The organism is Bacillus sp. HSf4, assembly GCF_029537375.1.
Classification (GTDB): domain Bacteria; phylum Bacillota; class Bacilli; order Bacillales; family Bacillaceae; genus Bacillus; species Bacillus sonorensis_A.
Genome location: NZ_CP120679.1, coordinates 2,103,402 through 2,128,733, shown reverse-complemented (window position 1 = coordinate 2,128,733; position 25,332 = coordinate 2,103,402). Strand labels below are relative to the sequence as shown.

Sequence of the window (25,332 nt, the reverse complement as noted above, 5' to 3'; positions counted from 1 at the left end):
CGCGTACTTTTTTCGCTTTCGGCCATATAATGCTATGGGAGTGGGTTCCGATAAGTTTAACGACAGATAGGGGGAAACATATGAAAATATTGCTTGCTTATTATCGGTATTCTCCACACACAAACGGCCCATCCACCTATATTGATACACTTCGAAAAAGCTTAGAAGAAAAAGGACACACCGTCGATCTTATGTCACATGATAAAAGCTGGCTGAACATTCAAATCGCAGATCAGCAGTCAGCAGATAAACACAGCATGAAACGCGAGCTCATCCGCCGCTTTCAAACATCCTACACAGCAAAATATCCGCTGTGGATCTATTGGAGGGAAATGGAGCGCTACAGCCTGGAACAAGCTATTAAGCAGTTTGACATGAGCGGCTACGATGTCATCCACTGTCACGATTTTATGACGGCCAGAGCGATGGCCCGTTCCAAGCCCCCGCATATTCCGCTGATCGTATCGCTTCATAATTTTAAATATCACGAGGCAAAAGTAACCGGTGAATTTTACAATAAAACGGAACGTGAACAGCAGTATATGAAAATGGAAGAATGCCTGGGGGCGATGTCAGGCGACATTGTTGCCGTTCCCTGCCAGTGGCTGAAAAAACAGCTGATCCAAATCGGTGTCACCCCGTCCAAAATTCAAGTCATTCCATACGGCATCGTCAAGGAACCCTTTATCGAAAATGAAAATCCGGCGAAAAAAAGCCGAGATGAAGGCAAAAAAACCATCCTCTGCCCGGCCCGGCTGGTACCGGTAAAAGGGCACCGCTACCTGATTGAAGCCCTTTCCAAACTCAGCCGAGAACGGAAGGATTTTCACTGCCTGCTGGCGGGGGAGGGGCCGGAATTGGAAGCTTTGCAGCGTACAGCCGAACAGCTCGACATCGGGGCAGCCATTTCCTTTCTCGGAAAACGGCATGACATACCTCACTTAATGAACGGCAGCGATATCATTGTTTTGCCTTCACTGCATGATACTTTTCCGCTTGTGATCCTGGAAGGCCAATTTTCCGCAAAACCGATCCTGGCCGCAGAAGCAGGCGGCATAAAAGAAATCATCAAAGACGGCGCTGACGGATTGCTCGTTCCCACAGGCAACAGTGATGCACTTGCGGAAAAGCTGCGGCATTTGCTGGACGATGACGCCTTCCGCTCACAATTGGGAAGACGGGCGCGAGAAAAAGCCATGAAATATTGGGATATCAGCGTCCACATGGCATCGATGGAAAGGCTGTACCTAAAGTGCCAAGTCGGACAGCCTGCCTCCCTTGAACCTTCATCCGGAACAGAGCCTGATGTGGAGATCCTAAAGCAAATTGACCCGGGCATAACCGATCAACCCGGTTTTATTCTATCAGGAGAAATCCCGACGGACTTGAAAAGCCAGCTCAGGGAGCGGCAGCATTACATTCATGTCTATGACCTGTCAGGTGTTCTGCTGCAAACAAAGGCAGTCGAGCCGGAAGGAGTTTATGAGTTTCACCATCTCCCCGCCGGCAGCTATGTATTGAAAAGTACGCTTGAATCGTTCGGCAACCAAACGATCTCTGTCGGATGCCGATAAGGCTCGCCTCACACAAATAAGCCGGTCATTCAGCCACCGGCTTATTTGTGTGATCCAAACAGAGCTATACATATTTTATATAACAGTTTAGTGGAAAAGCTACTTATTATAGTACATTGTCATTCTGTAAACCAACGCTCTAACACGTTAAATAGTAGATGTTCAAAGAACTTTCGCAAACTTGTTAAGTATTTCACAAGATTGTGTGACTTTTTTCACATTCAAGTCTGTTATATTAACCATAAGATATAGAGGTAACAGCTGTTATATTAAATTGATTCAAAAAGAGGTGGATGAAAATGGAACAATGGAAGGGTTTCACTGAAAATGTGTGGCAAAAAGAAGTCAATGTCCGGGACTTTATCCTCAGTAATGTCGAGCCTTATCAGGGTGACGAATCGTTTCTCGAATCTCCAACAGAAGCCACAACAAGATTATGGGACCAAATCATGGATTTAAGCAAACAAGAGCGGGACAACGGCGGAGTCCTTGATATGGATACGGAAATCGTCTCCACGATCACATCTCACAATCCAGGATATTTGGACAAAGATTTAGAAAAAGTAGTCGGCGTCCAAACAGATGCACCGTTTAAGCGCTCGCTCCAGCCTTTCGGCGGCATCCGCATGGCGAAGCAGGCATGCGAGTCATACGGATTTAAGCTGGATGATGAAGTGGAAAGAATCTTTACAGATTATCGGAAAACCCATAACCAAGGTGTTTTTGACGCTTACACGGATGAAATGAAGCTTGCGCGAAAAGTCGGGATTATCACCGGGCTTCCTGATGCATACGGACGCGGACGCATCATTGGCGATTACCGCAGAGTCGCACTTTACGGCGTAGACTTTTTAATCAATGAAAAGAAGAAAGATGCAAAGGAAACCAGCCCGCTCATGTCGGAGGAAAATATCCGCCTGCGCGAAGAACTGTCTGAGCAGCTCCGTGCCTTGAATGAATTGAAGGCCATGGCATCAAGCTACGGCTATGATATTTCCCGCCCGGCCGCCGATGCAAAAGAGGCTTTTCAATGGCTCTACTTCGCGTACCTGGCAGCCATCAAAGAGCAAAATGGAGCCGCGATGAGCCTTGGCCGCGTATCGACTTTCCTTGATATTTACATCGAAAGAGATCTTAAAAACGGTGTGTTGACAGAACAGGAGGCCCAGGAGCTCGTCGACCACTTCGTCATGAAGCTGCGCCTGGTCAAATTCGCCCGCACACCTGAGTACAATGAATTGTTCAGCGGAGATCCGACCTGGGTGACAGAATCGATCGGAGGGATCGCACATGACGGACGGGCTCTTGTTACGAAAAACTCGTTCCGCTTTCTTCATACGCTTGATAACTTGGGGCCTGCACCTGAACCGAATTTGACCGTGCTTTGGTCTGTCAGGCTTCCTGAAAACTTTAAACACTACTGTGCGAAAATGTCGATTAAAACAAGCTCCATTCAATATGAAAATGATGATATCATGCGACCTGAATATGGCGATGATTACGGTATCGCCTGCTGTGTATCCGCAATGGAAATCGGCAAGCAAATGCAATTTTTCGGTGCCCGCGCCAACCTCGCGAAAGCGCTTCTTTACGCGATTAACGGCGGAAAAGATGAAAAACACAAGGTTCAAGTCGCACCTGAAATGCCGCCGGTCGCTTCAGATGTACTCGATTATGAAGAAGTCATGCACAAGTTTGATCAGACAATGGAATGGCTTGCCGCTCTGTACATCAACACGCTGAACATCATCCATTACATGCATGATAAGTACTCTTACGAAAGAATTGAAATGGCTCTGCATGATACAAACATTCTGCGGACAATGGCAACCGGTGTCGCGGGACTAAGCGTTGTGGCCGACTCGTTAAGCGCTATCAAATATGCCAAAGTAAAAGTGCTTCGCGATGAAAATGGCCTCGCTGTTGACTTTGAAACAGAAGGTGATTTCCCGAAATACGGTAACAATGATGATCGTGTGGACAGCATAGCTGTCGACATTGTCGAACGGTTTATGAAAAAGCTCCGCAAGCACCAAACGTACCGCGGGTCGCTTCATACGATGTCGATTTTAACGATCACATCAAACGTTGTTTACGGCAAGAAAACGGGAAATACACCGGACGGACGGCGGGCCGGCGAACCGTTCGCCCCTGGTGCAAATCCGATGCACGGCCGCGATTCAAAAGGAACGCTCGCCTCTCTGTCTTCCGTGGCGAAATTGCCTTACAACTATGCAATGGACGGTATATCCAACACATTTTCCATCGTCCCGAAAGCGCTCGGCAAAGATGAAGAAACCCGCGCCGTTAATTTATCAAGCATTCTTGACGGCTATGCTGCAAAAACAGGACATCACTTAAATGTGAACGTCTTCAACAGAGAGACATTGCTTGATGCGATGGAACACCCTGAAAAATACCCGCAGCTGACCATCCGTGTATCAGGTTACGCGGTCAACTTCATTAAACTGACGAAAGAGCAGCAATTGGACGTGATCAGCAGAACATTCCATGAATCAATGTAAGCAATTGGGGCGAAGCTTTCCTGCTTCGCTCCCGGAAAAGAGGCGATCTTCACATGTTGGGAAACATTCATTCGATTGAGACCTTTGGTACGGTCGATGGCCCCGGGATTCGATACGTCATCTTTACACAAGGCTGTCTTTTACGCTGTCAATTTTGCCATAATGCAGATACTTGGGAGATTGGATCAGGAAAACAAATGTCGGTTTCTGAAATCGTCCGCGACATCCAATCGTACCTCCCGTTCATCCAATCATCGGGCGGCGGGATCACGGTCAGCGGAGGCGAGCCGCTGCTGCAGCTTCCCTTTATAACAGAGCTGTTCAAATCGTGTAAAAAGCACGGCATTCACACGGCTCTTGACTCTTCCGGCGGATGCTATTCAACAGCGTCCTCATTTCAAAAGCAGATCGCGGAATTGATGACATACACCGACCTTGTCCTGCTTGATATAAAACATATCGATCGAAAAAAGCATATCAAGCTGACAGGGATGGCGAACGACCACATTTTGGATTTCGCCGGCTTCTTAAACGACCATCAAGTTCCTGTCTGGATTCGTCATGTATTGGTTCCCGGCATCTCGGATATTGATGAAGATTTAATCGCGCTTGGCCGCTTTATCGGCACCCTGTCGAATGTTCAAAAAGTGGAAGTTCTGCCGTATCATAAGCTCGGCGTTTATAAATGGGAAGCGCTCGGAATCGAATACCCATTAAAAGGTATTGATCCCCCGGCTGAAGAGCGTGTCGAAAACGCCTACAGACTCTTAACCGCCCAAATCACATAACAGAGTATAAAACCGCTGCATTTTTACAATAGTAAAACAGATATCAGCTAAGAAAAGACGCCCGTCTCCAACAGGAGAATACAGGGCGAAAAAATAAGCAAGGTGGGCGGCAGCATGTACCATTTGTATTCTCATAATGATTTGGACGGAGTCGGCTGCGGAATCATCGCGAAAGTGGCGTTTGGCGAACAGGTGGAGGTCCGCTATAACTCTGTCACCGGGCTGGATATGCAAGTCGAACGGTTTTTGGACAGAGCGAAAGAAAAAGGGAAGCATCATGACGGATTATGGATAACCGATTTGTCCGTCCATCAGGAAAACGAAAAAAAGCTGAGCGAGTATGCGGAAGCCGGAGGAAAGGTCAAACTGATCGACCACCACAAAACGGCGCTCCATTTGAATGAGCACCCATGGGGCATGGTCAAAGTTCAATATGAAGACGGCCGGCTCGCTTCAGCCACATCGCTTTTTTATGAATATCTGCTGGACAACGGTCTCATCCCGCAATCAAAAGCTTTGGATCAATTTGTCGAACTTGTCCGTCAATACGACACCTGGGAATGGGAACAGGCGGGCAACCAGCAGGCGAAGCGTCTGAATGACTTGTTTTTTCTTGTGTCCATTGATGAATTTGAAGATAAAATGGTCCGTCGACTTAAGGAAAATGATGAATTTTCTTTTGACGAATTCGAAGAAAAAATATTGGATATGGAAGAGGGAAAAATCGAACGATATATCCGCAGGAAAAGGCGGGAAATCGTGCAAACCTTCATCAATGCCCACTGTGTCGGTATCGTTCACGCCGAGGCTTACCATTCAGAGGTGGGAAACGAACTTGGTAAAACATACCCGCATCTCGACTACATTGCCATCTTAAATATGGGCGGCAAAAAGGTGAGCCTCCGCACGATTCACGATGATACCGATGTATCAGAAATCGCCGCCGGATTTGGCGGAGGAGGGCATGCTAAAGCGGCCGGCTGCCCGTTGACAGACGACGTGTTCAGACTGTATGTGACAGAGCCGTTCCCGATAGAGCCTTTGAGAGCGGACGCCTTCAAAAACATCTATAACCTGAAAGAGTCCGAATACGGATCACTTTATACAAACAGAGAAGAGGATCAATTTTTTCTTTTTCCGAGCGGCCGCGGGTGGAAGATCCAATTAAACGGTGTGACGCAAAATGAAACATTTGCTTCGTTTCAGGAAGCTGAACGGTTTATGAAAAGGAATTATGCGGCATGGCTCGTCAGGGATGAGGCATATATCCGGTTTCTCATGCAGCAAATTCAACAGTTCATCAAACAAACAGACTAAGGCACACGTTTTGCCTTAGTCTGTTTTTATATACAAATCGAACGGTTTGGCATATAATAACAGAAAGTTTCGAATTTTTCGAAAGGGGAGATGTGCATGAAAGCGATGTGCGGCACAAGTCAAGCGAGAGAGCTGCGTGCGGTATGGATCGCCACCGTCACAAACATTGATTGGCCTTCAAAAAAAGGACTCACAGTGAGCCAGCAAAAAGAAGAATACATCAAATTGTTAGATGACGTTCAGGACATGGGAATGAACGCTGTCGTCGTCCAAATCAAGCCGACAGCCGACGCTTTTTATCCTTCGTCTTACGGTCCGTGGTCAGAATATTTGACTGGTATCCAAGGGAAAGACCCGGGATATGATCCGCTCTGTTTTTTGCTGGATGAAACACATCGAAGAAAGCTTGAATTTCATGCATGGTTCAACCCCTACCGGATCACGATGAATCATACGGATGTAAACAGGCTTTCCGCAGATCATCCGGCCAGAAAACATCCGGAATGGGTCGTCGCCTATGGCAGCCAGCTGTACTATAATCCCGGCATCCCCGAAGCACAGACCTTCATTGTAAAAGGTATTGAAGAAGTCGTCAAAAACTATGATATTGACGCCGTTCATATGGACGACTATTTTTATCCTTATAAAATCGCAGGTAAAGAATTTCCTGATCAGGACACATATGAGAAATACGGCAAGGACCGCTTTGCAAATATCGATGATTGGCGGCGGGACAACGTCAACCAGCTTGTCAAACAGATCAATGCCGCCATTAAGAAAGAAAAACCATGCGTCAAATTTGGCATCAGTCCATTCGGTGTGTGGAGAAACAAGGCGGATGATCCGACCGGTTCGAATACGACGGCCGGAATGACAAACTATGACGACCTTTATGCAGACACACGGGAATGGATCAAGCAGGGCTATCTTGATTATATTGCCCCGCAAATCTATTGGAGCATCGGTTTTGCACCAGCCAGCTATGACATATTGGTCGATTGGTGGAAACATGAAACGGAAGGTCGCCCCATTCATTTATATATTGGACAAGCGGCCTATAAGATCAACCAAAACGCTGATCCAGCATGGTCAGACCCTGAAGAATACCCAAGACAGATCGCATTAAACCGCTCTTCTGACATCCCGGGAAGCATTCATTTCAGCCTGAAGGATTTAAATCGAAACCCGCTCGGTATAAAGGACAGGTTGATCAATGACCTTTACCATCACCCGGCTCTCATTCCCGAGATGCCGTGGCTTGCCAGCTCCGCAAACCATGATCAATAAAAATCGATCTTCTTAAAACAAAAAATCCATTTTGATTTAATTCAAAGTGGATTTTTTGTTTTAAAATTCCCCTTTATGGCGCACCTTAATACATAAAGACTCTAAAGGAAAGGTTTTAATCAGATGGACATTTTCTTAGCAATTTTACCAGCAGTCTTCTGGGGAAGCATTGTTCTCTTCAATGTAAAACTCGGGGGAGGCCCTTACAGCCAAGTCCTCGGAACGACAATCGGAGCCTTAATCTTTTCAATCGGGGTCTATTTAGTCGTACAGCCTGAATTATCGCCGCGCATATTTGCCGTAGGCATTGTGTCCGGAGTGTTTTGGGCGCTCGGCCAAACCAATCAGCTGAGAAGCATTAAATTAATCGGCGTTTCCAAAACGATGCCGATTTCAACCGGGATGCAACTCGTATCCACATCGCTGTTCGGTGTTCTTGTATTTCATGAGTGGGCGACAACGATCTCCATCATCCTCGGCGTATTAGCGCTGATATTTATCATCGTCGGGATCATCTTGACATCGCTCGAAGACCGCAGCCGAAAAACAGAGGAAGCCACAGGCAACATGAAAAAAGGGATCATCATTTTGCTGATCTCCACTTTAGGCTACCTCGTCTATGTCGTTGTTGTCCGGTTCTTTGATGTCAGCGGCTGGGCCGCTCTGTTCCCACAGGCCATCGGTATGGTGGCCGGGGGCTTGATTTTAACATTCAGACACAAACCTTTTAATTTTTACGTGATCAAAAATATTATCCCCGGCTTAATCTGGGCGGCGGGAAACTTGTTTTTATTCATTTCTCAGCCGCGGGTCGGCGTGGCGACCAGCTTTTCATTGTCGCAAATGGGGATCGTCATTTCGACGCTCGGCGGCATTATTATACTCGGTGAAAAGAAGACGAAGCGGCAGCTGATCGGAATCGTCATCGGCATTATTTTGATTGTGACGGCCGGAGTCTTTTTAGGAATAGCCAAAGCATAAGCAGGACGGCTGATAATCAGCCGTCTTTTAAATGTCAATCCGTCCTAAGAGCGGCAGATGGTCGGATGCAGCCGGATCATTCGCCGCAACTTCAGCGGCTGACGCGTGAAGGGAGGGACTGATAAAGAGATAGTCCAGGCGCTTATTTGGACGATGCGACGGATAGGTGGATCCTTGGCCGTCTCCGGCTTCTTTCCAAACATCGCGTAGCTCTCCGGTGATTTTGTTCCAATCTCTTGAATGGGGTTTCATATTAAAGTCACCCATCACCACCGCCGGCTGTTCCCGTTTTCGGATTCTTTGCAGCAAAAAGTCTGTTTGCTTCCGGTGCAGAAATGGATTCAAACTCAAATGCGTCACAAAGATCCGTAAAATCCGTCCCCCGATTTCCACATCCGCTTCAAGCAAGGACCTTCCCTCGATGAGCCCCGCGATCAAGTTAAACAAATGATGCTGTTGTTGAACAATCTGAAAACGCGTCAACAAGGCATTGCCATACCGCCTTTTAGGTGTGGAGGGACCTGTGCTCAAGGAAAGTGACGGGCTGAACGCATGGTGCATCTTTAATTGCGATGCAAGCCAGCCGATTTGATCTTCGTAATGGCTTCTTTTGGAAAAATGTTGATCCACTTCATTCAATCCGACAATATCGGCATCGCTTTCAGCGATCACTTGAGCGATCCGTTCCAAATCCAACCTTTTATCAGAGCCTTTTCCATGATGGATATTAAATGTCATAATGGTGATGTTCATAAAATCCCGCCTGTTCTTTGTCATCTTAAAAGTATTTTGTCTCCGGATAAGGCAAAATATCCCACGAACTCTTCCTTATGGACAAGAAAAAACCCGACACGGATTTCTGTCGGGCGGCGGTGATGACAAATTGACGGCGATCTTCCAATGCCGATCAAAAGCTACACGTATAATACTGGAGTCGACACCTTCAAAATCTCACCATCGCGAATATAAATTCGAGGGACGCGGCGGCTTATAGTAGATACAACTTCATAATTAATCGTGTCAAGCATTTCGGCAACTTCATCAACGGTAATCTCAGCTCCCTTTTGCCGGCCGTAAATCACGACTTCCTCTCCTTGTTTACCTTCACTCTCTCCTAAACTAACCATGATCATGTCCATTGTCACTCTTCCTGCAACCGGCACTCGTCTTCCGCGATGAAGAACAACCCCTCGATTGGACAGTTCACGGGAATAACCGTCAGCATAGCCGACCGGGAGTGTAGCAATGACCTCCCCGGGGTCTGCAATGTATGTAGCACCATAGCTGACGGTCCGCGGTTCTGTCAACATTTTTTTCACATAAGCGATACGCGCCTTCAAACTTAAGGCAGGTGTAAGCTTCACGAGATCCAGCTGCTCGATATAGGCTGAAGGATATAATCCATACATACCTATACCTAAACGAATCATATCAGCACTAAATTCCGGGAAAGCGATAGATGCAGCCGTGTTATTCATATGAACTGCGGGCAGCTCAAAGCCTTGATCTTTTAGAAAACGAAGAAAACTGATAAATTTATCGTGCTGTACTCTTGTGAGTGTCGTATCCGGCTCATCGGCTGTGGAAAAATGTGTAAAGATCCCTTTCCATCTAAGGAATTTACTTGCCGTAAGTGCTTTCACGATTTCTAAAAGCTTTTCTTTTGTCCGTACACCTAATCGCCCCATGCCAGTATCCACATTAATATGGATATTCAACCGCTTCGTCTCCGCTTCTTTTTCCAATATCTCGTTCGCTTCTTTAATCCAACCAACCTGAAATGCCGATAACGTAATATTCCAAGCTGCTGACTCTTTCACACATCTAAGGGGTGTAAAACCGAGCACAAGGATCGGTGCTTTAATCCCCGCTTTTCGTATTTCGATTCCTTCCTCCAGGCTGGCAACAGCGAGCTCACTCGCTCCATATTCCAGTGCATGGCGCGCCACTTCTACCGCCCCATGACCATAAGCGTTCGCTTTTACGACAGCCATAATGTTGCTCTTCTTTGGAATATGACGGCGAATGGCACGTAAATTTTTCTTAATGGCATCAAGATCGACTTCCACCCAAACTTCTCGGCAAAGCTTTTTCATCAACGCTTCCTTCCTTCTTAATAGAGTAGTATCAAGCGCATTTGTCCGTTTGATAAATTCCCTGACATCAATGGTTGGGTGCTTCCATCTCATTTTTATTCAACTTCACCTGAAATCATTCGACAGCAAACCTTTGAAATAGCAGGCAAGGCTGCAGAGTGATACGTGAATTTAAACACGCATTAAGGAAAAAATGGCTTCCGGAAGTGTTGCAATACTAATGAGGGAAGCAGTCAATTGATCGGGCAAAAGCCGTAAACAGACTTCGGAAACATTCCAGTTAACAGGGCGATTATCGCATCATTTCCTTCGGAGGGGATCTTATTGCCGCATATTAAACCGATCTTCACGGTGCCTTTAATCGTCATCATTCATGCAGGTGTTCTCTTTTTTTTTGGCTTTTTTTACACAAACGGCTTCATCATATGGGGATGTCTATGTGGAATCATCATCTGCTTGACAAGTCATAATACAGCTGGATATAACTTCTACTTTGAAGACGATGATTTTAGCCGTATTATGATCGCCAGCTCGATGCCATGATGAGTGAACACAAATGGAGAAGGAAAAATATTTTTCATCAACTCTTGATTATATAAACGATTAATTATATAATACTGACTGAAATCATCAGGCAAACATGAGGAGGACCATTGCTATGGCTGTACAAACAAAGCTTGATTCTTTAAGCACTGTCAACTGCATGAAGATGTTAAGCGATCCAACCAGGCTGCTCATGCTGAAACTGCTGCAGGAGAAATCGTATTGCGTCTGCCAGCTTGTCGACATGTTCGAAACGAGCCAGCCCGCGATCAGCCAGCATTTGCGAAAGTTAAAGAAAGCAAACATGATCAAGGAAGAAAGAAGGGAGCAATGGCGGTTCTATTCTCTCAATGACGATTTTCCCGCACGGGAATTAGTGCTTAGCATTGTGGAACAGCTTGATGACGGTGATGAAATTTTTCAAGCCGTTAAATCGAAAGAAAAACCTGTTTCGTGCAGTTAATAGGAGGGAAAGCATTCAATGTCCGGTTGGCCTCCTGTATTCTCAATATAAACACCCCTTTATATAATCAATTTATTATATAAATAAGGACCATCAATAGGCAAGGGAGGATTACAATTGACGTCTGCGGTTTTAGCCATCATCATTTTTTTGCTGACGCTTATATTCGTCATTTGGCAGCCGAAAAATTTATCCATCGGCTGGTCGGCCTGCGGGGGAGCTGTTTTGGCCTTCATCGCGGGAGTTGTTAATGTTCAGGATGTTCTAGATGTGACAAGTATTGTCTGGAACGCAACTTTAGCCTTCGTGGCGATTATCATTATTTCTCTGATACTGGATGAAATCGGATTTTTTGAGTGGGCTGCCTTACATATGGCAAAGGCAGCAAAAGGAAACGGCATTCGGATGTTTATCTATATTTCCGTCTTGGGTGCCGTTGTCGCCGCACTGTTTGCCAATGATGGAGCTGCTTTAATATTGACTCCGATCGTTCTCGCCATGGTGCGCGCCCTGAACTTTGAGGAGAAGCTGGTGTTTCCTTTTATCATCGCAAGCGGTTTTATCGCCGACTCCACATCACTGCCGCTTGTCGTCAGCAACCTTGTTAACATCGTCTCGGCCGATTTCTTTCATATCGGCTTTATCGAATACGCGGGACGGATGATCGTTCCAAATCTGTTTTCCCTTGTTGCAAGCATGATCGTCCTTTATTTGTTTTTCCGGAAGAGCATCCCGCGTCATTATGATATGACATATGTGAAACAGCCGGGGGAGGCCATTAAAGACGGGAAGATGTTCCGCTTGTCATGGTTCATATTGGCCGTCCTTTTAGCGGGTTATTTCGTCAGTGAGCTCTTCTCCATACCCGTATCCATCATTGCGGGGGTGATTGCCGTCATCTTCTTAATGGCTGCGAAAAACAGTCCGGCTGTTGAAACGAAAAAAGTGCTGAAAGGCGCTCCTTGGGCGATCGTCTTTTTCTCGATTGGCATGTATGTCGTCGTATACGGACTGAAAAACGCGGGTTTAACAGCTGTCCTTTCACAGGTGATAGAAGCTGCCGCTGATCACGGACTGTTTGCGGGGACGATTGCCATGGGCTTCATCGCAGCCATACTGTCTGCTGTCATGAACAACATGCCGACGGTTATGATCGATGCGCTTGCGATTCAGCACACGGATACCCACGGCATCATGAGGGAAGCCTTGATCTATGCCAATGTGATTGGTTCCGACCTCGGTCCGAAAATCACGCCGATCGGCTCCCTGGCGACGCTTTTATGGCTTTATGTCCTTTCATTGAAAGGCGTGAGGATTTCTTGGGGAACCTATTTTAAAACAGGCGTCATTTTAACGATTCCTACACTTTTTATCACACTTGTCGGACTTTATGTCTGGCTGCTTTTCATCCATTAAAAAAGGAGACGATGAACTATGTCAAAGAAAACCATTTATTTTTTATGCACAGGCAACTCCTGCCGCAGTCAAATGGCTGAAGGCTGGGCGAAACAATACCTTGGAAACGAATGGAACGTCCACAGCGCGGGCATTGAAGCGCACGGATTAAATCCGAATGCCGTAAAAGCCATGAAGGAAGCCGGCATCGATATTTCCGGACAGACATCAGATATCATTGATCCAAATATTTTAAACAATGCGGATCTTGTCGTTACACTGTGCGGAGACGCGGCTGACAAATGCCCGATGACACCGCCGCACGTCAAGCGCGAACACTGGGGGTTTGACGATCCGGCAAAAGCTGAGGGAACCGAAGAAGAAAAATGGGCATTTTTCCAGCGGGTGCGCGATGAAATCGGCGAACGGATCAAGCGTTTTGCACAAGACGGCGAATAATTCACAGACAGGGCTCAGATTGAAATCAATCTGGGCTTTTTTTATTTCAACCGGAAACAAGCATGCCCATGTTATAATCTTACGTAAGGACTTGATAGGAGTGGACAAGTATGATCATCAGAAAAGCTAAAGCGGAGGACGCCGACCAAATCGCAAACGTTCATGTGGAAACCTGGAGAGCGGCATATCAAGGAATTCTGCCGGACGATACATTATCAACACTTTCACTCAAAAAACAGGCAGACCTTTGGAAAACATCTTTAAGCGATCCCAACGATCAAGAGGTTGTCTTTGTTGCAGAGGAGACAGGCGGCAGCATCGCAGGCTTTGCCTCAGGAGGGCCGAGCCGCCTGCAGCACAGCGCATATCAAGGTGAAGTGTCCGCGATTTATCTTTTACCGCGGTATCACAAGCAGGGAATCGGCCGGCGGATGATGCAGACTGTGGCAAGGGAGCTCAAAAAGCAAAACATGAATTCCTTGATGGTTTGGGTATTGGCCGATAATCCATCAGCCGCCTTTTATAAAAGATTGGGGGGAAGGACATTCGCCTCCCAAAAAATCCGCTACGGCAACATGCATGTGAAAGCTATCGCCATAGGCTGGGCGGATATTAAGGACGTTTTACAATGAGATGTCCCTGATTACTTCGATTTGACTAGGGGATCTTAGTTGAAAAAGGCGGACAACATTCTGTTCAGCGTTTAAGATAAATACCGGCAAGATATATGAGGAAAGAAACAAAAGCGATCATGCATGATCTGATGAATGAAGGCTTCGGAGTTCAACCCTGCTTAAAGATTGGGTAAAAAATCGTGAGGGCAAGTCCTTAAAAGAAGTCAAGGCAGACTTTATTTGCCGCTCTAAAACCACTATTAAGAGTGCAGGGGAAGAGCGAACCAGTGTGCTCCGGAAAAGTACCGAAGCACACTGGTTGCATAGTCTTTTTTACGGGGGAAACTATGATGAACGACTTTTTCGACTTTAAAAAAAGACGCAGAACACGCTTTGCCCTATCTTTTGTTTAGGTGACAGCCGCTGGAGGGGCACAAGACATGCGGATGTTGATTTCAGGGTCCATTTTTTGTGTTAAAGGGATTGAATTGGGCTCACGAATCAGAGACAGCAAAGAATCGACCATTTTGTGCGCCAATTGATCGATGGGAACGCCTACGCTAGTCAACGGGGTTTCAAGGCTTGCCATTTGCGGAATATTATCATAGGAAATTAAAGATAAATCTTTGGGAATGTTTAAGCGCTGCTCTTTTACGGCTCGTAAAACCCCTACGCTGATATCATAGCTTCCGCTAATAATCGCTGTTGGTTTTTGAGATTGCTGCAAAAGTTTTTTGGCGGCCGAATAACCGTCATACCAACTTAACCCATTCGTGTTTGCCATACTGTTTTGATTTAATTTCAAACCGGTCGCCAATATGACCTCTTCAAAACCTTTATATTTTTCGCTTTGACGCTTGTCATCAGGGGATAGGTCACCGACATAACTAATGTTTTTGTGGCCTAATTGATACAGGTGCGTAACCGCTTTGAAAATCGCTTTTTTATGGTTTACATCGACAATCGGATGTGTGTTGCCACCAGACACCCCATAGGATAAGATGGGGATGGTTACAGTTGCATCAGTGCCCAGTTGAGTTTCACCGCCTTCTTCAAAAATCATGATTCCATCCACACGAAAACTCTTAAACAATTCCACAGCTTCTTTCGCATTGTTCACAGACAAAATCATTGAATAATTGTTTTTTTCCACGACTTCATTTATTTTTGTAACAAGAGCTGATAAAGCGATCCTTTCAATTGTGGGCCAGACAAGGCCGATCGTTTGACTTTTTTTAGATGCCAAGCTTCTCGCTGCAAAATTTGGAGTATATCCTAATTGTTCGGCAAATTGCAGGACTCTTTTCTTTGTCTCTGGCTTAACAAGAGGACTGTCTCTCAAAGCTTTTGAGACAGTTGAATAACTTACACCGGAAGCCCGTGCGATGTCTTTAATTGTTACATTCATTTTGGATCCTCCAAAAGATTTAAAAATATAATATTGAAAATTTTCAAAAAGAACTTTATCATTTATAATAACAACGTTGTTATTATAAATGATACTTCATGAAATAACAATCACATAAATTTGACACCTAAAATAACAACGTTGTTAAAACGTTTTTCCAGATGATGCGGCTTATTTTTAACAACGTTGTTAAAGCAACGGGAAGGAGGTTGATTTAAAATAACACAACCCAATGATTGGAGGGTAAACCTTAAGACGCTTTCATTTGAGGCGCCCCATTCGCCATTTAAGAAAGAATGTAAACGCTATCAAAACCGATCAGACTGTAAGACAATGCAAGAAAATCTGAAACATTATGCCATTTAAGGAGGGGAGATCATGAGAAAAATCCTATCTGTGTTTTTCATATGCGCTTTAGTTTCAGGAATGCTTACGGGATGTAAAAGCATTGATGCAAAAGGAGCTGATAAAACGGTCATGTTGCGGCTCGCCCATAATCATAATGAGGCGCATCCCACCCACAAGTCTTTAGTTGAATTTTCAAAAGAAGTGGAAAAGAAAACAAATGGCGCCGTTAAAGTGCAATTGTATCCTAATGCTCAGCTCGGTTCAGAACGTGAAGTGATCGAATTGACACAAACAGGGGCAGTCGACATTGCAAAAGTAAGTGCAAGCGCTTTGGAAAGCTTCTCCGACGTTTACTCACTCTTCAGCCTGCCGTATTTATTTGACACCAAGGATCATTTCTACGAAGTAATGGACAGTGATATTGCAAAAGACATTTACCAAACAACAAAAAGCCTGGGATTCATCGGGTTAACCTACTATGATGCCGGATCACGAAACTTTTATACAAAGAACAAGCCCATCATGCATCCAGACGACCTTCAAGGTTTAAAAATTCGGGTGCAGCCGAGCGCCACCGCGATCCGGATGGTTGAATTAATGGGGGGAGCACCTACCCCAATGGCTTACGGTGAGGTTTATACGGCATTGCAGTCAAATGTCATTGACGGCACCGAAAACAATGAAATGGCTTTAACAAGCAGCAATCATGGGGAGGTGGCCAAGGAATACTCCTACACAGAGCATGCGATGGTGCCGGATATATTAATCATGAACTTGAACAAGATGAATCAATTAAAAAAAGAGCAAAAGAATGCGGTGATGAAAGCTGCGAAAACATCTACGGCGTTTCATAAAATCGTCTGGGCTGAGGAAACCGAAAAAGCGGTAAAAAAAGCAAAGAAGATGGGTGTAACATTTCACAAGCCGGACAAAGCACAATTCCGGAAAGCGGTAAGTCCGCTCCATGATCAGTTTGCCAATAAAAAATCGACTGGAACATACTACAGGAACATTCGCGCGAAAGTTAAAAATTTAAAGTGACGCTGCAGGTATGAGGGATTTCGGATCATTTTTCATAAGGCAGGGATATAAATGCACACTTTAAAAAAAGCAGTGGATAAAACGATTGAATGTTTGACAGTTACATTGATGGCAGTGATGGTTCTGGTCGCGATATGGCAAGTATTTACGAGATATGTGCTGAATACTCCTAGTACGTTTTCAGAAGAATTTTTGCGTTATTCGTTAATATGGGTGTCGATGCTGGGCGGTGCCTATGCATTTTCGAAAAAAAAGCACTTGGCCATTGAATGGCTCGTTCGAAAACTCCCAGCTAGAACAAAGGTTTTCGTTCATCTTATCATTCAGATTCTTTTGGTTGCTTTTGCTCTGATTGTGATGGTGTTGGGAGGTTTGAAAGCGGTATTCATCACAATGGGGCAATCTTCAGCGGCATTAGGAATTCCGGTTGGGTATGTTTATCTTTCACTTCCTGTGGCAGGCGTCCTCATCATGGGGTACAGCTTGGCCGATTTATATGAACATTTATATAGAAAACAAAAATCAGGTGAATATGTAGAAAGAGCAGAAAAGATGTGACGAAATCTTTTTCAGACCAAAAGGGGGGAAACGTTATGGCCATTGAAGCAAGCCTCATTTTAGCGGCGGTATTCTTCATTTTGTTGTTTCTCGGTGTACCGATCTCTGTCAGTATTGCGGCGGCGTCGATTGTGACGATGCTTGCCATTTTTCCTTTTGATGTCGCCATTTTCACAGCGGCCCAAAAAATGGTCACAGGGATTGACAATTTTTCTTTATTAGCGGTACCGTTCTTCATTTTATCAGGCATTATGATGAATAATGGCGGGATCGCGATCCGGCTCATTCACTTTGCAAAGCTGCTCAGCGGCAGATTGCCCGGCTCGCTGGCGCATACAAACGTCGTCGGGAATATGCTTTTCGGTTCCATTTCCGGTTCGTCCGTGGCTAGTGCGGCGGCCATCGGCGGGGTCATGTCACCGCTTCAGGAAAAAGAAGGATATGACCGGGCTTATTCTGCTGCAGTCAATATTGCTTCAGCGCCGACGGGTTTGCTTATTCCGCCAAGCGGTCTTTTGATCATTTTCTCACTCGTTAGCGGCGGAACGTCTGTAGCCGCTTTGTTTGTAGCTGGCTACTTGCCCGGAATTTTATGGGGAATGGCTACAATGGCCGTCGCCTGCTTGATTGCAAAAAAGAAGAAATATCCTGTAGCCTCAAAAATTCCGATCAGCCAAGGTTTTAAAGTGTTTTTGGAAGCGATTCCAAGCCTGCTGCTTATTGTGATCGTAATCGGCGGTATTATCGCCGGTGTATTTACGGCAACCGAAGGAGCAGCAATAGCGGTTGTTTATTCCTTATTGTTGTCGCTCTTTTATCGGACATTTCAATTGAAACAGCTTCCCAAAATGCTGCTGGAAACGGTTGAAATCACGGCTGTAATTATGTTCTTGGTCGGGACTTCAACGATGCTGTCATTGGTGCTGGCTTTTACAGGGATACCGGCAGCCATCAGCAGCGGCATGTTAGGATTGACCGATAATCCAATCATCATCCTGCTGATGATGAATATCATTCTGCTCATCATCGGCACATTTATGGACATCACTCCGGCCGTATTAATATTTACTCCAATCTTTCTGCCAGTTGTTCAAAGCTTCGGTATGGATCCTGTTCATTTTGGGATCATGCTCGTTTTTAACCTTTGTATCGGCAATATCACGCCACCTGTGGGGAGTGCGCTGTTTGTCGGGTGCGGCATAGGAAATGTTGAGATTGAACAAGTGGTTAAACCGATTCTGCCATTTTATGCCGCCATCATCATCGTCCTTTTACTCGTGACTTATGTTCCGCAAATCAGCTTAATGCTGCCTCAATTATTTGGACTTTAAAACGCAAAAAAAAGAGGGAGGCATCGGTTTCATGGCAATTAAAGAAGCCTATAAGTTTACATTTGTAAAGGAAGAAAATAATGTACTGCATTTTCATTTAAATGAAGGGGATACCCAAGCGAAAATCTTCATTCTTGAAGAAGATGTGATTCGGATTTGGTTGACGGAGGAAGGAGCGCCAACCCTTGAAAAAACGTGGAGCGTTGCACCCGGGCAAACCGACGTGCCGGTGGAGGGCCGCCATCGTTTAGACACGAGAGGATTCACATTACCCCAATACGAATCCCGGCAAATCGAAGACGTTTTTATCGTGAAAACCGGCAAGCTAAAGCTTCATATTCAATTGAACGGGTTCAAGATCAGCTGGTTTTTTCACAATGGCTCTGAATGGATCAATGCTGCAAACGATCGGCAAACACAAGCATATAACTTTGGCGGTGCTTTGGGAAAAGGTATACACCATTATTTACAACGCGATCTTCAAGACCAATACTTTGGATTTGGCGAAAAAACCGGCAATCTCGATAAACACGGCAAGCGCTACCGGATGTTAAATATAGATGCGATGGGTTACGATGCGGAGTGGTCAGATCCGCTATACAAACATATCCCATTTTATATGACGAGAAATAAGCTGACAGGTATTTCCTATGGCATATTCTATGACAATCTATCAGCCTCTATTTTTGATATGGGCGCCGAGCTTGATAACTATCATGGACTGTATCGTTATTATCAAGCGGAAAGAGGAGACTTAGACTACTATTTCATAGCAGGACCGAAAATAAAAGATGTTGTTGAGAAGTTCTCCTGGATAACAGGCAAAACCGTTTTGCCTCCGAAATGGAGTTTGGGCTACTCGGGCTCAACGATGAGCTACACCGATGCGCCAAACGCTCAGGAACAATTAAAACGTTTCGTTCGTCTTTGTGAAAAACATGATATATTATGCGACTCGTTCCAATTATCGTCAGGATACACTTCGATCGGTGACAAACGTTATGTTTTTACCTGGGACGATTCCAAAATCCCGGATCCAAAAGAGATGGTTCAACACTTTCATGAGAAGGGCTTACGCTTAGTCGCAAACATTAAACCGTGTTTGCTAAAGGATCATCCGTACTTTGATGAACTACAGGAAAAAGAGATGTTCATCATCAACAATGAAACGCAAAAGCCTGAAACAGCCCAATTTTGGGATGATATCGGAGCTTATTTAGACTTTACGAACCCGGAAACGTTCGACTGGTGGAAAGCCCAAGTAAAAGAAAGGCTGCTTGAATATGGTGTTGATTCGACTTGGAATGACAATAACGAGTTTGAAATATGGAGCGAAAATGCCAAGTGCCACGGCTTCGGCAAAGAAATGGATTTTGAACTGATACGCGCGCTTCACCCGCTTCTGATGATGAAAGCGTCTTTCGAGGCGCAGCTGGAATACAATCCGAAATTGCGCCCGTACCTTATCTCAAGATCCGGCTGCTGCGGCATGCACCGTTATGCACAAACATGGACAGGTGACAACCGCACAAGCTGGAAAACATTAAAATATAACATCAAAACAGGCATCGGCTTAAGCCTATCAGGCATATACAATTTTGGCCATGATGTCGGCGGATTCTCAGGCTCTGCCCCGGAACCGGAATTATTCGTACGATGGGTGCAAAACGGCATCATGCATCCGAGATTTACGATTCATTCGTGGAACGATGACGGAACGGTGAATGAACCGTGGATGTATCCGGAAGCAACCGATGCCGTCAGAGAATTGATCAAGTTCAGACATAGGATCATCCCATACCTTTACACAGCACTGTATGAAGCCCACCAAAACGATCAGCCGATCATTCGTCCGACATTTTATGATTTCGAACATGACGAAAGAACATTTGCAGAAAACGACGATTTTATCCTGGGTGAATCACTGCTTGTTGCATCCGTTGTCGAGAAAGGAATGACGGAGCGGGAGGTGTATTTACCAGTGCATGAACAAGGCTGGTACGATTTCCATACTGGAACATGGTATGAAGGAGGAAAAACAGTCGTACTGCCGGCACCGTTACACCATACTCCGCTTTTAGCAAAAGCAGGGGCGATTATACCGGTAAATGATGCAGAAGCGACATTCCAAACAAAGAACAAGGATGAGAGAGGCTTTATTTTATTCCCCTGCCAAGGAAATGGAAAATCATTTTACCGGCTGTATGAAGATGATGGGATATCGAATGAATACCGGCACGTATTCGCGTTGATTCATGTGGGCATGGAGACAACAGAAGACGAAATCAGACTGTCTGTTCGAAAGGAAGGCACATATGAGCTTCCGTATGATCAACTCACTTTTCATATGCCAAAGGCAGAAAACAGAAAGCTGATGATCAATGGCAGCACGCCGAATAATGAAAACAAGCAGGTTTCGTACAGTTTGCCGTTAGATAATTGCTGGTGAAATTCAAAAACGAGGATGTGCAAAAGATATGAAAATGACGTTTCGATGGTATGGAGACAGCGATCCGGTCACGTTGGAAAACATTCGTCAAATTCCCGGGGTCACCGGCATTGTTTCGGCGATTTATGATATTCCCGCAGGGGAAGCATGGCCGTATGAAAAAATTGCGGAGCTCAAAGAAAAAATTGAAAAGCACGGTTTAACGCTAAGTGTGATCGAAAGTATACCCGTTCATGAAGATATCAAATTAGGTCTGCCGACAAGAAATCAATATATTGAAAACTATAAAACAACGATACGCAATTTGGCAAAAGCGAGTGTTAAAATGGTTTGCTATAATTTTATGCCTGTCTTTGACTGGACTCGTTCTTCTCTAGATTATCCATTAGAAGACGGTTCGACAGCACTCATATATGAAGACGAAAAAGTAAAGCAAATGAATCCGTTAAATGGCGGTCTTAAACTTCCCGGCTGGGACACAAGCTATGCAGATGGACAGTTACGCAGCCTGTTTCAACAATATCAACGAGTTACAGAGGAGGACTTATGGAAAAACCTTTCGCATTTCATTCAAGAAATTATACCGGTAGCTGCAGAAGAAGAAGTAAGAATGGCAATTCACCCGGACGATCCGCCATGGTCCATTTTTGGATTACCGCGAATCATGACGAATAAAGAACATTTGGAGCGGTTTGTAAACCTTTATGACAGCCCATTTAACGGGTTGTGTATATGCAGCGGCTCACTCGGTGCAAATCCAACCAATGACATTCCAGAATTCATTCATTATTTCGGAAAAAAAGGAAGAGTCAATTTTGTACATCTTAGAAATATTAAAAGAATCGGAGAAAAGTCATTTCAGGAATCCTCTCATCGTTCGGAAGACGGTTCTCTCGATATGTATGAAATCGTAAGGGCTTTAAGAGACATAGACTTTGCCGGACCGGTGAGGCCGGATCACGGAAGAATGATTTGGAATGAGACCGGAAAGCCGGGTTACGGATTATATGATCGGGCGCTGGGCGCGACATACTTAAATGGAATATGGGAAGCATTGGCAAAAGAAAGAAATCGGTTCTCCTATAAACGCGGAACACTAACAGCAAACAGAAACGAGGGATGATCATGGAAATTCCTTTTCATGTCAACTTGAAAGATAAGGTGGCTGTAGTAACAGGCGGAGGCGGAATGTTATGCAGCTGTTTTGCAAAAGCATTGGCTCAATGCGGTGTAAAAGTAGCGGTAATGAGCCGAAGACAAACTTCTGCAGCAAAGGTAGCGAAAGAGATTCAGGAAAACGGGGGCGAAGCGATCGCCATTGCTGCAAACGTCCTTGATAAACAAAGCCTGGAACAAGCAAAACAACAGATTAGCGGGACATTTGGCAAATGCAACATTCTCATTAACGGAGCAGGCGGCAACCATCCAAAGGGAACGACAGATAAAGAATATTTGTATAAGGAAGATTTGAATTGTGAACAATTAACAACGTTTTTTGATTTGGATTTGGAAGGTGTCAGATCTGTCTTTGACTTGAATTTTCTAGGTACACTGTTAACCACCCAAGTATTTGCAAAAGACATGGCAGGTCAAGACGGAAATGTGATCGTTAATATCTCTTCCATGAACGCATATACGCCTCTGACAAAAATCCCGGCCTACAGCGGCGCAAAAGCCGCTGTCAGCAACTTCACCAGATGGCTTGCTGTGCATATGTCAAAAGCCGGAATTCGCGTCAACGCTATTGCCCCAGGCTTTTTCCTGACCGCACAAAATAAGCGGTTATTGTGTAGGGAAGACGGAACATATACAGAGAGAGCGCAAAAAATATTGGAGCAAACACCCCTGGATCGATTCGGCGACCCGGAAGATCTAATCGGAACATTACTGTGGTTGGTAAGCGACCAAGCCTCTCGGTTTGTTACCGGCACTGTCATACCGGTTGACGGAGGATTCTCCGCCTATTCTGGAGTATAGGCCGTTAACTTGAGATCAACGGCATTTCAAATCCCAATTTCTCTAAGTGTCTTAACTTAGAGAAATTGGGATTTTATGATTTGGCGCCGCCTGAAAGAAATAACGTTTCAGTGTTAAGCCTGGCACATCTCCAGCTTAAAAGAGACAATTGACAAAGGTGTTATTACTGTTTATATTGTATATATACAGTAATAACGAATTGAGGGATGTCATGCTTTGAACATTATTATTTCAAACGCTTCAGACGAACCGATCTATCTTCAGATCGTCAACCAATTAAAGGAGCAGATCGTCAAAGGAGCGCTCTCGGAAACACAGCCGCTCCCATCGATCAGAAACTTGGCCAAAGAGCTGAAAATCAGTGTGATTACAACGAAAAGAGCCTATGATGAGCTTGAGAAAGAAGGGTTCATTGTCACCGTTGCCGGAAAGGGCTCATATGTGGCAGCCATCAATAAAGACATGCTCCGTGAAACAAAAATAAAAATGATTGAAGAAAAAATGGCAGAAGCCGTCAGTCAAGCCAAGCTCGTCGGCCTGACATATGAAGAGCTCGAAGAGATGCTCAAACTGTTGTATGAAGGGTGGTAAAGATGAACAACATTCTGGAAATAAACAATCTATCGAAACATTATCAGGATTTCTCACTACAAAATATCAACTTCACTCTTGAAAAAGGGTATATCATGGGGTTTATCGGTCCAAACGGAGCAGGGAAAAGCACGACAATTAAGCTGATCATGAACCTGATCAAAAAAGATGAAGGCGAAATCAATATTTTCGGCCTTGACAGCGAAAAGCACAACATCGAGATCAAGCAAAGAATCGGCTTTGTCTACGATGAAAATCACTATTATGAAGAACTGACGCTCAGCGAAATGAAGGGCATCATCAGCCCGTTTTACAAAAGGTGGGATGAAGCCGTTTTTCAACGGTATGCAAAAGACTTTCAGCTTCCTTTGAAAAAACAGATTAAACACTTGTCAAAAGGAATGAAAATGAAATTCTCGCTGGCGATCGCCCTTTCCCATCATGCTGAACTGTTGATCATGGATGAACCGACTTCCGGATTAGACCCTCTTGTCAGGTCTGAACTGTTGGATGTTTTGCAAACACTGCTTGAAGACGAAAACAAATCGATCTTCTTTTCAACTCATATTACATCCGATTTAGAGAAAGTCGCTGACTTTATTACACTCATCGATAACGGACAGATGATATTAAGCAAAACAAAAGACGAACTGCTGGAGGGGTACTGCATTGTCAAAGGAAGCAAAGAAATCTTGAACTCGCGCCAGCCAAACACATTTATCGGTCTGAAAGAAAATCACTTTGGTTTTGAAGCGCTGTCGGACAATCGAAAAGACGTCCTGCAGCAATTCGGGGATTCCGTCATGATCGAAAAGCCTACATTGGAGGATATCATGGTATTTTCAACCAACAGGAGTGATCATCGTGTATCATCTTATTAAAAAAGATATCTTAATGCAGAAAAAAACAATCAAATTATCGCTCTTTTTGATGATCTTTTTCACATTTACGTTTTCTCAGCTTGAGCATATCGGCTATACGCTCGCCGTGTTGGCCATCACGTATCAGCTGACTCTCGGTGCAAGCTCATTGGAGGACAAAAACAACAGCGACAAAATCCTGATCAGCCTACCTATCAAACGAAATATCATCGTCATGTCCAAGTATGTTTCAGTCTATGTGTATGCAGCCTACGCGATTCTTGTCTACTTCTTGCTGAATATGATCTGTCAGTTGCTACACGTACCGCTTGAGTTTCCATTCACAGCGATAGGGGCAATGGGCGCCGTTGTGGCTGTCACTTTGTTTAGCGCCATCTCGTTTCCGTTAATTTTTAAGTACGGCTATCTGAAATCGAAAATGGCGAACCTTATCATTTTTTTCGTCTTTATATTTGGCGGAACAGCAGTTGTTAAATTTTTGAGCGAGGATGAGCATTTCGCTTTTAACAAGAAGCTCACGGAATGGATTGGAAGCACCTCAAACGCGGGAAGCTTCATTCTGTTGATTGTTGCTTTATTTGCCATCATCATTTGTTCATATGGTCTTTCTCTTAAGTTTTATCAAAAAAGAGAGTTTTAATCTAAAGGATCAGAAGGGAGCATGGCTCTTTTTGATCCTTTTTTATTTTTTGCTTTTGATAAACAT

Annotated in this window: 21 protein-coding genes and 1 pseudogene; 19 read left to right on the top strand and 3 right to left on the bottom strand. The window is 44.7% G+C overall.

Annotated elements, in window-relative coordinates; all coding sequences use genetic code 11:
* The first annotated feature begins 80 nt into the window (after positions 1 to 80).
* The 6 genes and pseudogenes from P3X63_RS10875 (at position 81) to P3X63_RS10850 (ending at position 8,472) form a co-directional block, all read left to right on the top strand.
* Positions 81 to 1,574, top strand: a complete 1,494-nt coding sequence (locus tag P3X63_RS10875) for a glycosyltransferase (protein ID WP_277692849.1) — start codon at positions 81 to 83, stop codon at positions 1,572 to 1,574.
* A gap of 299 nt (positions 1,575 to 1,873) precedes the next feature.
* Positions 1,874 to 4,099 carry a formate C-acetyltransferase gene (gene pflB / locus P3X63_RS10870; RefSeq protein ID WP_277692848.1) on the top strand — a complete coding sequence of 742 codons (2,226 nt, stop codon included), beginning with the start codon at positions 1,874 to 1,876 and terminating at the stop codon, positions 4,097 to 4,099.
* Positions 4,100 to 4,152: 53 nt separating this feature from the next.
* Positions 4,153 to 4,887 (top strand): pyruvate formate-lyase-activating protein, encoded by a 735-nt coding sequence (gene pflA, locus P3X63_RS10865; protein WP_077736675.1) that lies wholly within the window; start codon positions 4,153 to 4,155, stop codon positions 4,885 to 4,887.
* 114 nt (positions 4,888 to 5,001) lie between these two features.
* On the top strand, positions 5,002 to 6,204 hold the full coding sequence (locus P3X63_RS10860; protein WP_277692847.1) for a DHH family phosphoesterase: 1,203 nt from the start codon (positions 5,002 to 5,004) through the stop codon (positions 6,202 to 6,204).
* 123 nt (positions 6,205 to 6,327) lie between these two features.
* Positions 6,328 to 7,476: pseudogene (locus P3X63_RS10855) on the top strand (glycoside hydrolase family 10-like protein); the annotation flags it as partial.
* Positions 7,477 to 7,614: 138 nt separating this feature from the next.
* Positions 7,615 to 8,472 carry a GRP family sugar transporter gene (locus P3X63_RS10850; protein WP_277692846.1) on the top strand — a complete coding sequence of 286 codons (858 nt, stop codon included), beginning with the start codon at positions 7,615 to 7,617 and terminating at the stop codon, positions 8,470 to 8,472.
* 27 nt (positions 8,473 to 8,499) lie between these two features.
* Here P3X63_RS10850 and P3X63_RS10845 read toward each other — a convergent pair whose 3' ends face one another.
* Together P3X63_RS10845 and alr are read right to left on the bottom strand one after the other, a co-directional pair.
* Positions 8,500 to 9,225, bottom strand: a complete 726-nt coding sequence (locus P3X63_RS10845) for an endonuclease/exonuclease/phosphatase family protein (RefSeq protein WP_277692845.1) — start codon at positions 9,223 to 9,225, stop codon at positions 8,500 to 8,502.
* A 161-nt stretch (positions 9,226 to 9,386) separates the two neighbouring features.
* Positions 9,387 to 10,568, bottom strand: a complete 1,182-nt coding sequence (gene alr, locus P3X63_RS10840) for an alanine racemase (RefSeq protein WP_277692920.1) — start codon at positions 10,566 to 10,568, stop codon at positions 9,387 to 9,389.
* A 658-nt stretch (positions 10,569 to 11,226) separates the two neighbouring features.
* Between alr and P3X63_RS10835 the strand changes: the two genes are divergently transcribed.
* From P3X63_RS10835 to P3X63_RS10820, 4 genes are all read left to right on the top strand, one after another.
* The gene (locus P3X63_RS10835; RefSeq protein ID WP_026587316.1) at positions 11,227 to 11,574 is read left to right on the top strand and encodes an ArsR/SmtB family transcription factor; all 348 of its coding nucleotides are present in this window, start codon (positions 11,227 to 11,229) and stop codon (positions 11,572 to 11,574) included.
* 117 nt (positions 11,575 to 11,691) lie between these two features.
* Entirely contained in the window at positions 11,692 to 12,990 is a 1,299-nt protein-coding gene (locus tag P3X63_RS10830; RefSeq protein WP_077736680.1) for an arsenic transporter, read from the top strand.
* A gap of 18 nt (positions 12,991 to 13,008) precedes the next feature.
* Positions 13,009 to 13,428, top strand: coding sequence for an arsenate reductase (thioredoxin) (gene arsC, locus P3X63_RS10825; RefSeq protein ID WP_026587314.1), 420 nt, complete (start codon positions 13,009 to 13,011; stop codon positions 13,426 to 13,428).
* 110 nt (positions 13,429 to 13,538) lie between these two features.
* Positions 13,539 to 14,060, top strand: coding sequence for a GNAT family N-acetyltransferase (locus P3X63_RS10820; protein ID WP_277692844.1), 522 nt, complete (start codon positions 13,539 to 13,541; stop codon positions 14,058 to 14,060).
* Positions 14,061 to 14,451: 391 nt separating this feature from the next.
* On the opposite strand, the gene P3X63_RS10815 is transcribed toward P3X63_RS10820, so the two are convergent.
* Positions 14,452 to 15,450 carry a LacI family DNA-binding transcriptional regulator gene (locus P3X63_RS10815; protein WP_277692843.1) on the bottom strand — a complete coding sequence of 333 codons (999 nt, stop codon included), beginning with the start codon at positions 15,448 to 15,450 and terminating at the stop codon, positions 14,452 to 14,454.
* Between the two features lie 378 nt (positions 15,451 to 15,828).
* Between P3X63_RS10815 and P3X63_RS10810 the strand changes: the two genes are divergently transcribed.
* From P3X63_RS10810 to P3X63_RS10770, 9 genes are all read left to right on the top strand, one after another.
* Complete coding sequence (locus P3X63_RS10810) at positions 15,829 to 16,839, top strand: TRAP transporter substrate-binding protein (RefSeq protein ID WP_277692842.1); 1,011 nt, start codon at positions 15,829 to 15,831, stop codon at positions 16,837 to 16,839.
* Between the two features lie 51 nt (positions 16,840 to 16,890).
* The gene (locus tag P3X63_RS10805; RefSeq protein ID WP_077736684.1) at positions 16,891 to 17,397 is read left to right on the top strand and encodes a TRAP transporter small permease; all 507 of its coding nucleotides are present in this window, start codon (positions 16,891 to 16,893) and stop codon (positions 17,395 to 17,397) included.
* 35 nt (positions 17,398 to 17,432) lie between these two features.
* Positions 17,433 to 18,728 carry a TRAP transporter large permease gene (locus tag P3X63_RS10800; RefSeq protein ID WP_277692841.1) on the top strand — a complete coding sequence of 432 codons (1,296 nt, stop codon included), beginning with the start codon at positions 17,433 to 17,435 and terminating at the stop codon, positions 18,726 to 18,728.
* 31 nt (positions 18,729 to 18,759) lie between these two features.
* Positions 18,760 to 21,177: a glycoside hydrolase family 31 protein gene (locus P3X63_RS10795; RefSeq protein WP_277692840.1), complete on the top strand. Its 2,418-nt coding sequence runs from the start codon at positions 18,760 to 18,762 to the stop codon at positions 21,175 to 21,177.
* Positions 21,178 to 21,205: 28 nt separating this feature from the next.
* A complete protein-coding gene (gene uxuA, locus P3X63_RS10790; protein WP_277692839.1) occupies positions 21,206 to 22,300 on the top strand; it encodes a mannonate dehydratase in 1,095 nt (364 codons plus the stop codon).
* Between the two features lie 2 nt (positions 22,301 to 22,302).
* Entirely contained in the window at positions 22,303 to 23,154 is an 852-nt protein-coding gene (locus tag P3X63_RS10785) for an SDR family oxidoreductase (RefSeq protein ID WP_077736688.1), read from the top strand.
* A gap of 216 nt (positions 23,155 to 23,370) precedes the next feature.
* Entirely contained in the window at positions 23,371 to 23,745 is a 375-nt protein-coding gene (locus P3X63_RS10780; RefSeq protein ID WP_026587301.1) for a GntR family transcriptional regulator, read from the top strand.
* Between the two features lie 11 nt (positions 23,746 to 23,756).
* Positions 23,757 to 24,626: an ABC transporter ATP-binding protein gene (locus tag P3X63_RS10775; protein ID WP_201278508.1), complete on the top strand. Its 870-nt coding sequence runs from the start codon at positions 23,757 to 23,759 to the stop codon at positions 24,624 to 24,626.
* Complete coding sequence (locus P3X63_RS10770; RefSeq protein WP_026587299.1) at positions 24,610 to 25,266, top strand: ABC-2 transporter permease; 657 nt, start codon at positions 24,610 to 24,612, stop codon at positions 25,264 to 25,266. The genes P3X63_RS10775 and P3X63_RS10770 overlap by 17 nt, the downstream gene beginning before the upstream one ends.
* Positions 25,267 to 25,332: the final 66 nt, after the last annotated feature.

Bases quoted from the DNA above. Each gene is read 5' to 3' on its own strand.
- P3X63_RS10835 (WP_026587316.1), top strand. From the start codon at position 11,227: ATGGCTGTACAAACAAAGCTTGATTCTTTAAGCACTGTCAACTGCATG.
- P3X63_RS10785 (WP_077736688.1), top strand. From the start codon at position 22,303: ATGGAAATTCCTTTTCATGTCAACTTGAAAGATAAGGTGGCTGTAGTA.
- P3X63_RS10800 (WP_277692841.1), top strand. From the start codon at position 17,433: ATGGCCATTGAAGCAAGCCTCATTTTAGCGGCGGTATTCTTCATTTTG.
- P3X63_RS10795 (WP_277692840.1), top strand. From the start codon at position 18,760: ATGGCAATTAAAGAAGCCTATAAGTTTACATTTGTAAAGGAAGAAAAT.
- P3X63_RS10875 (WP_277692849.1), top strand. From the start codon at position 81: ATGAAAATATTGCTTGCTTATTATCGGTATTCTCCACACACAAACGGC.
- P3X63_RS10860 (WP_277692847.1), top strand. From the start codon at position 5,002: ATGTACCATTTGTATTCTCATAATGATTTGGACGGAGTCGGCTGCGGA.
- pflB (WP_277692848.1), top strand. From the start codon at position 1,874: ATGGAACAATGGAAGGGTTTCACTGAAAATGTGTGGCAAAAAGAAGTC.
- pflA (WP_077736675.1), top strand. From the start codon at position 4,153: ATGTTGGGAAACATTCATTCGATTGAGACCTTTGGTACGGTCGATGGC.
- P3X63_RS10810 (WP_277692842.1), top strand. From the start codon at position 15,829: ATGAGAAAAATCCTATCTGTGTTTTTCATATGCGCTTTAGTTTCAGGA.
- P3X63_RS10850 (WP_277692846.1), top strand. From the start codon at position 7,615: ATGGACATTTTCTTAGCAATTTTACCAGCAGTCTTCTGGGGAAGCATT.
- P3X63_RS10845 (WP_277692845.1), bottom strand. From the start codon at position 9,225: ATGAACATCACCATTATGACATTTAATATCCATCATGGAAAAGGCTCT.
- P3X63_RS10805 (WP_077736684.1), top strand. From the start codon at position 16,891: ATGCACACTTTAAAAAAAGCAGTGGATAAAACGATTGAATGTTTGACA.
- P3X63_RS10815 (WP_277692843.1), bottom strand. From the start codon at position 15,450: ATGAATGTAACAATTAAAGACATCGCACGGGCTTCCGGTGTAAGTTAT.
- alr (WP_277692920.1), bottom strand. From the start codon at position 10,568: ATGAAAAAGCTTTGCCGAGAAGTTTGGGTGGAAGTCGATCTTGATGCC.
- P3X63_RS10820 (WP_277692844.1), top strand. From the start codon at position 13,539: ATGATCATCAGAAAAGCTAAAGCGGAGGACGCCGACCAAATCGCAAAC.
- arsC (WP_026587314.1), top strand. From the start codon at position 13,009: ATGTCAAAGAAAACCATTTATTTTTTATGCACAGGCAACTCCTGCCGC.
- uxuA (WP_277692839.1), top strand. From the start codon at position 21,206: ATGAAAATGACGTTTCGATGGTATGGAGACAGCGATCCGGTCACGTTG.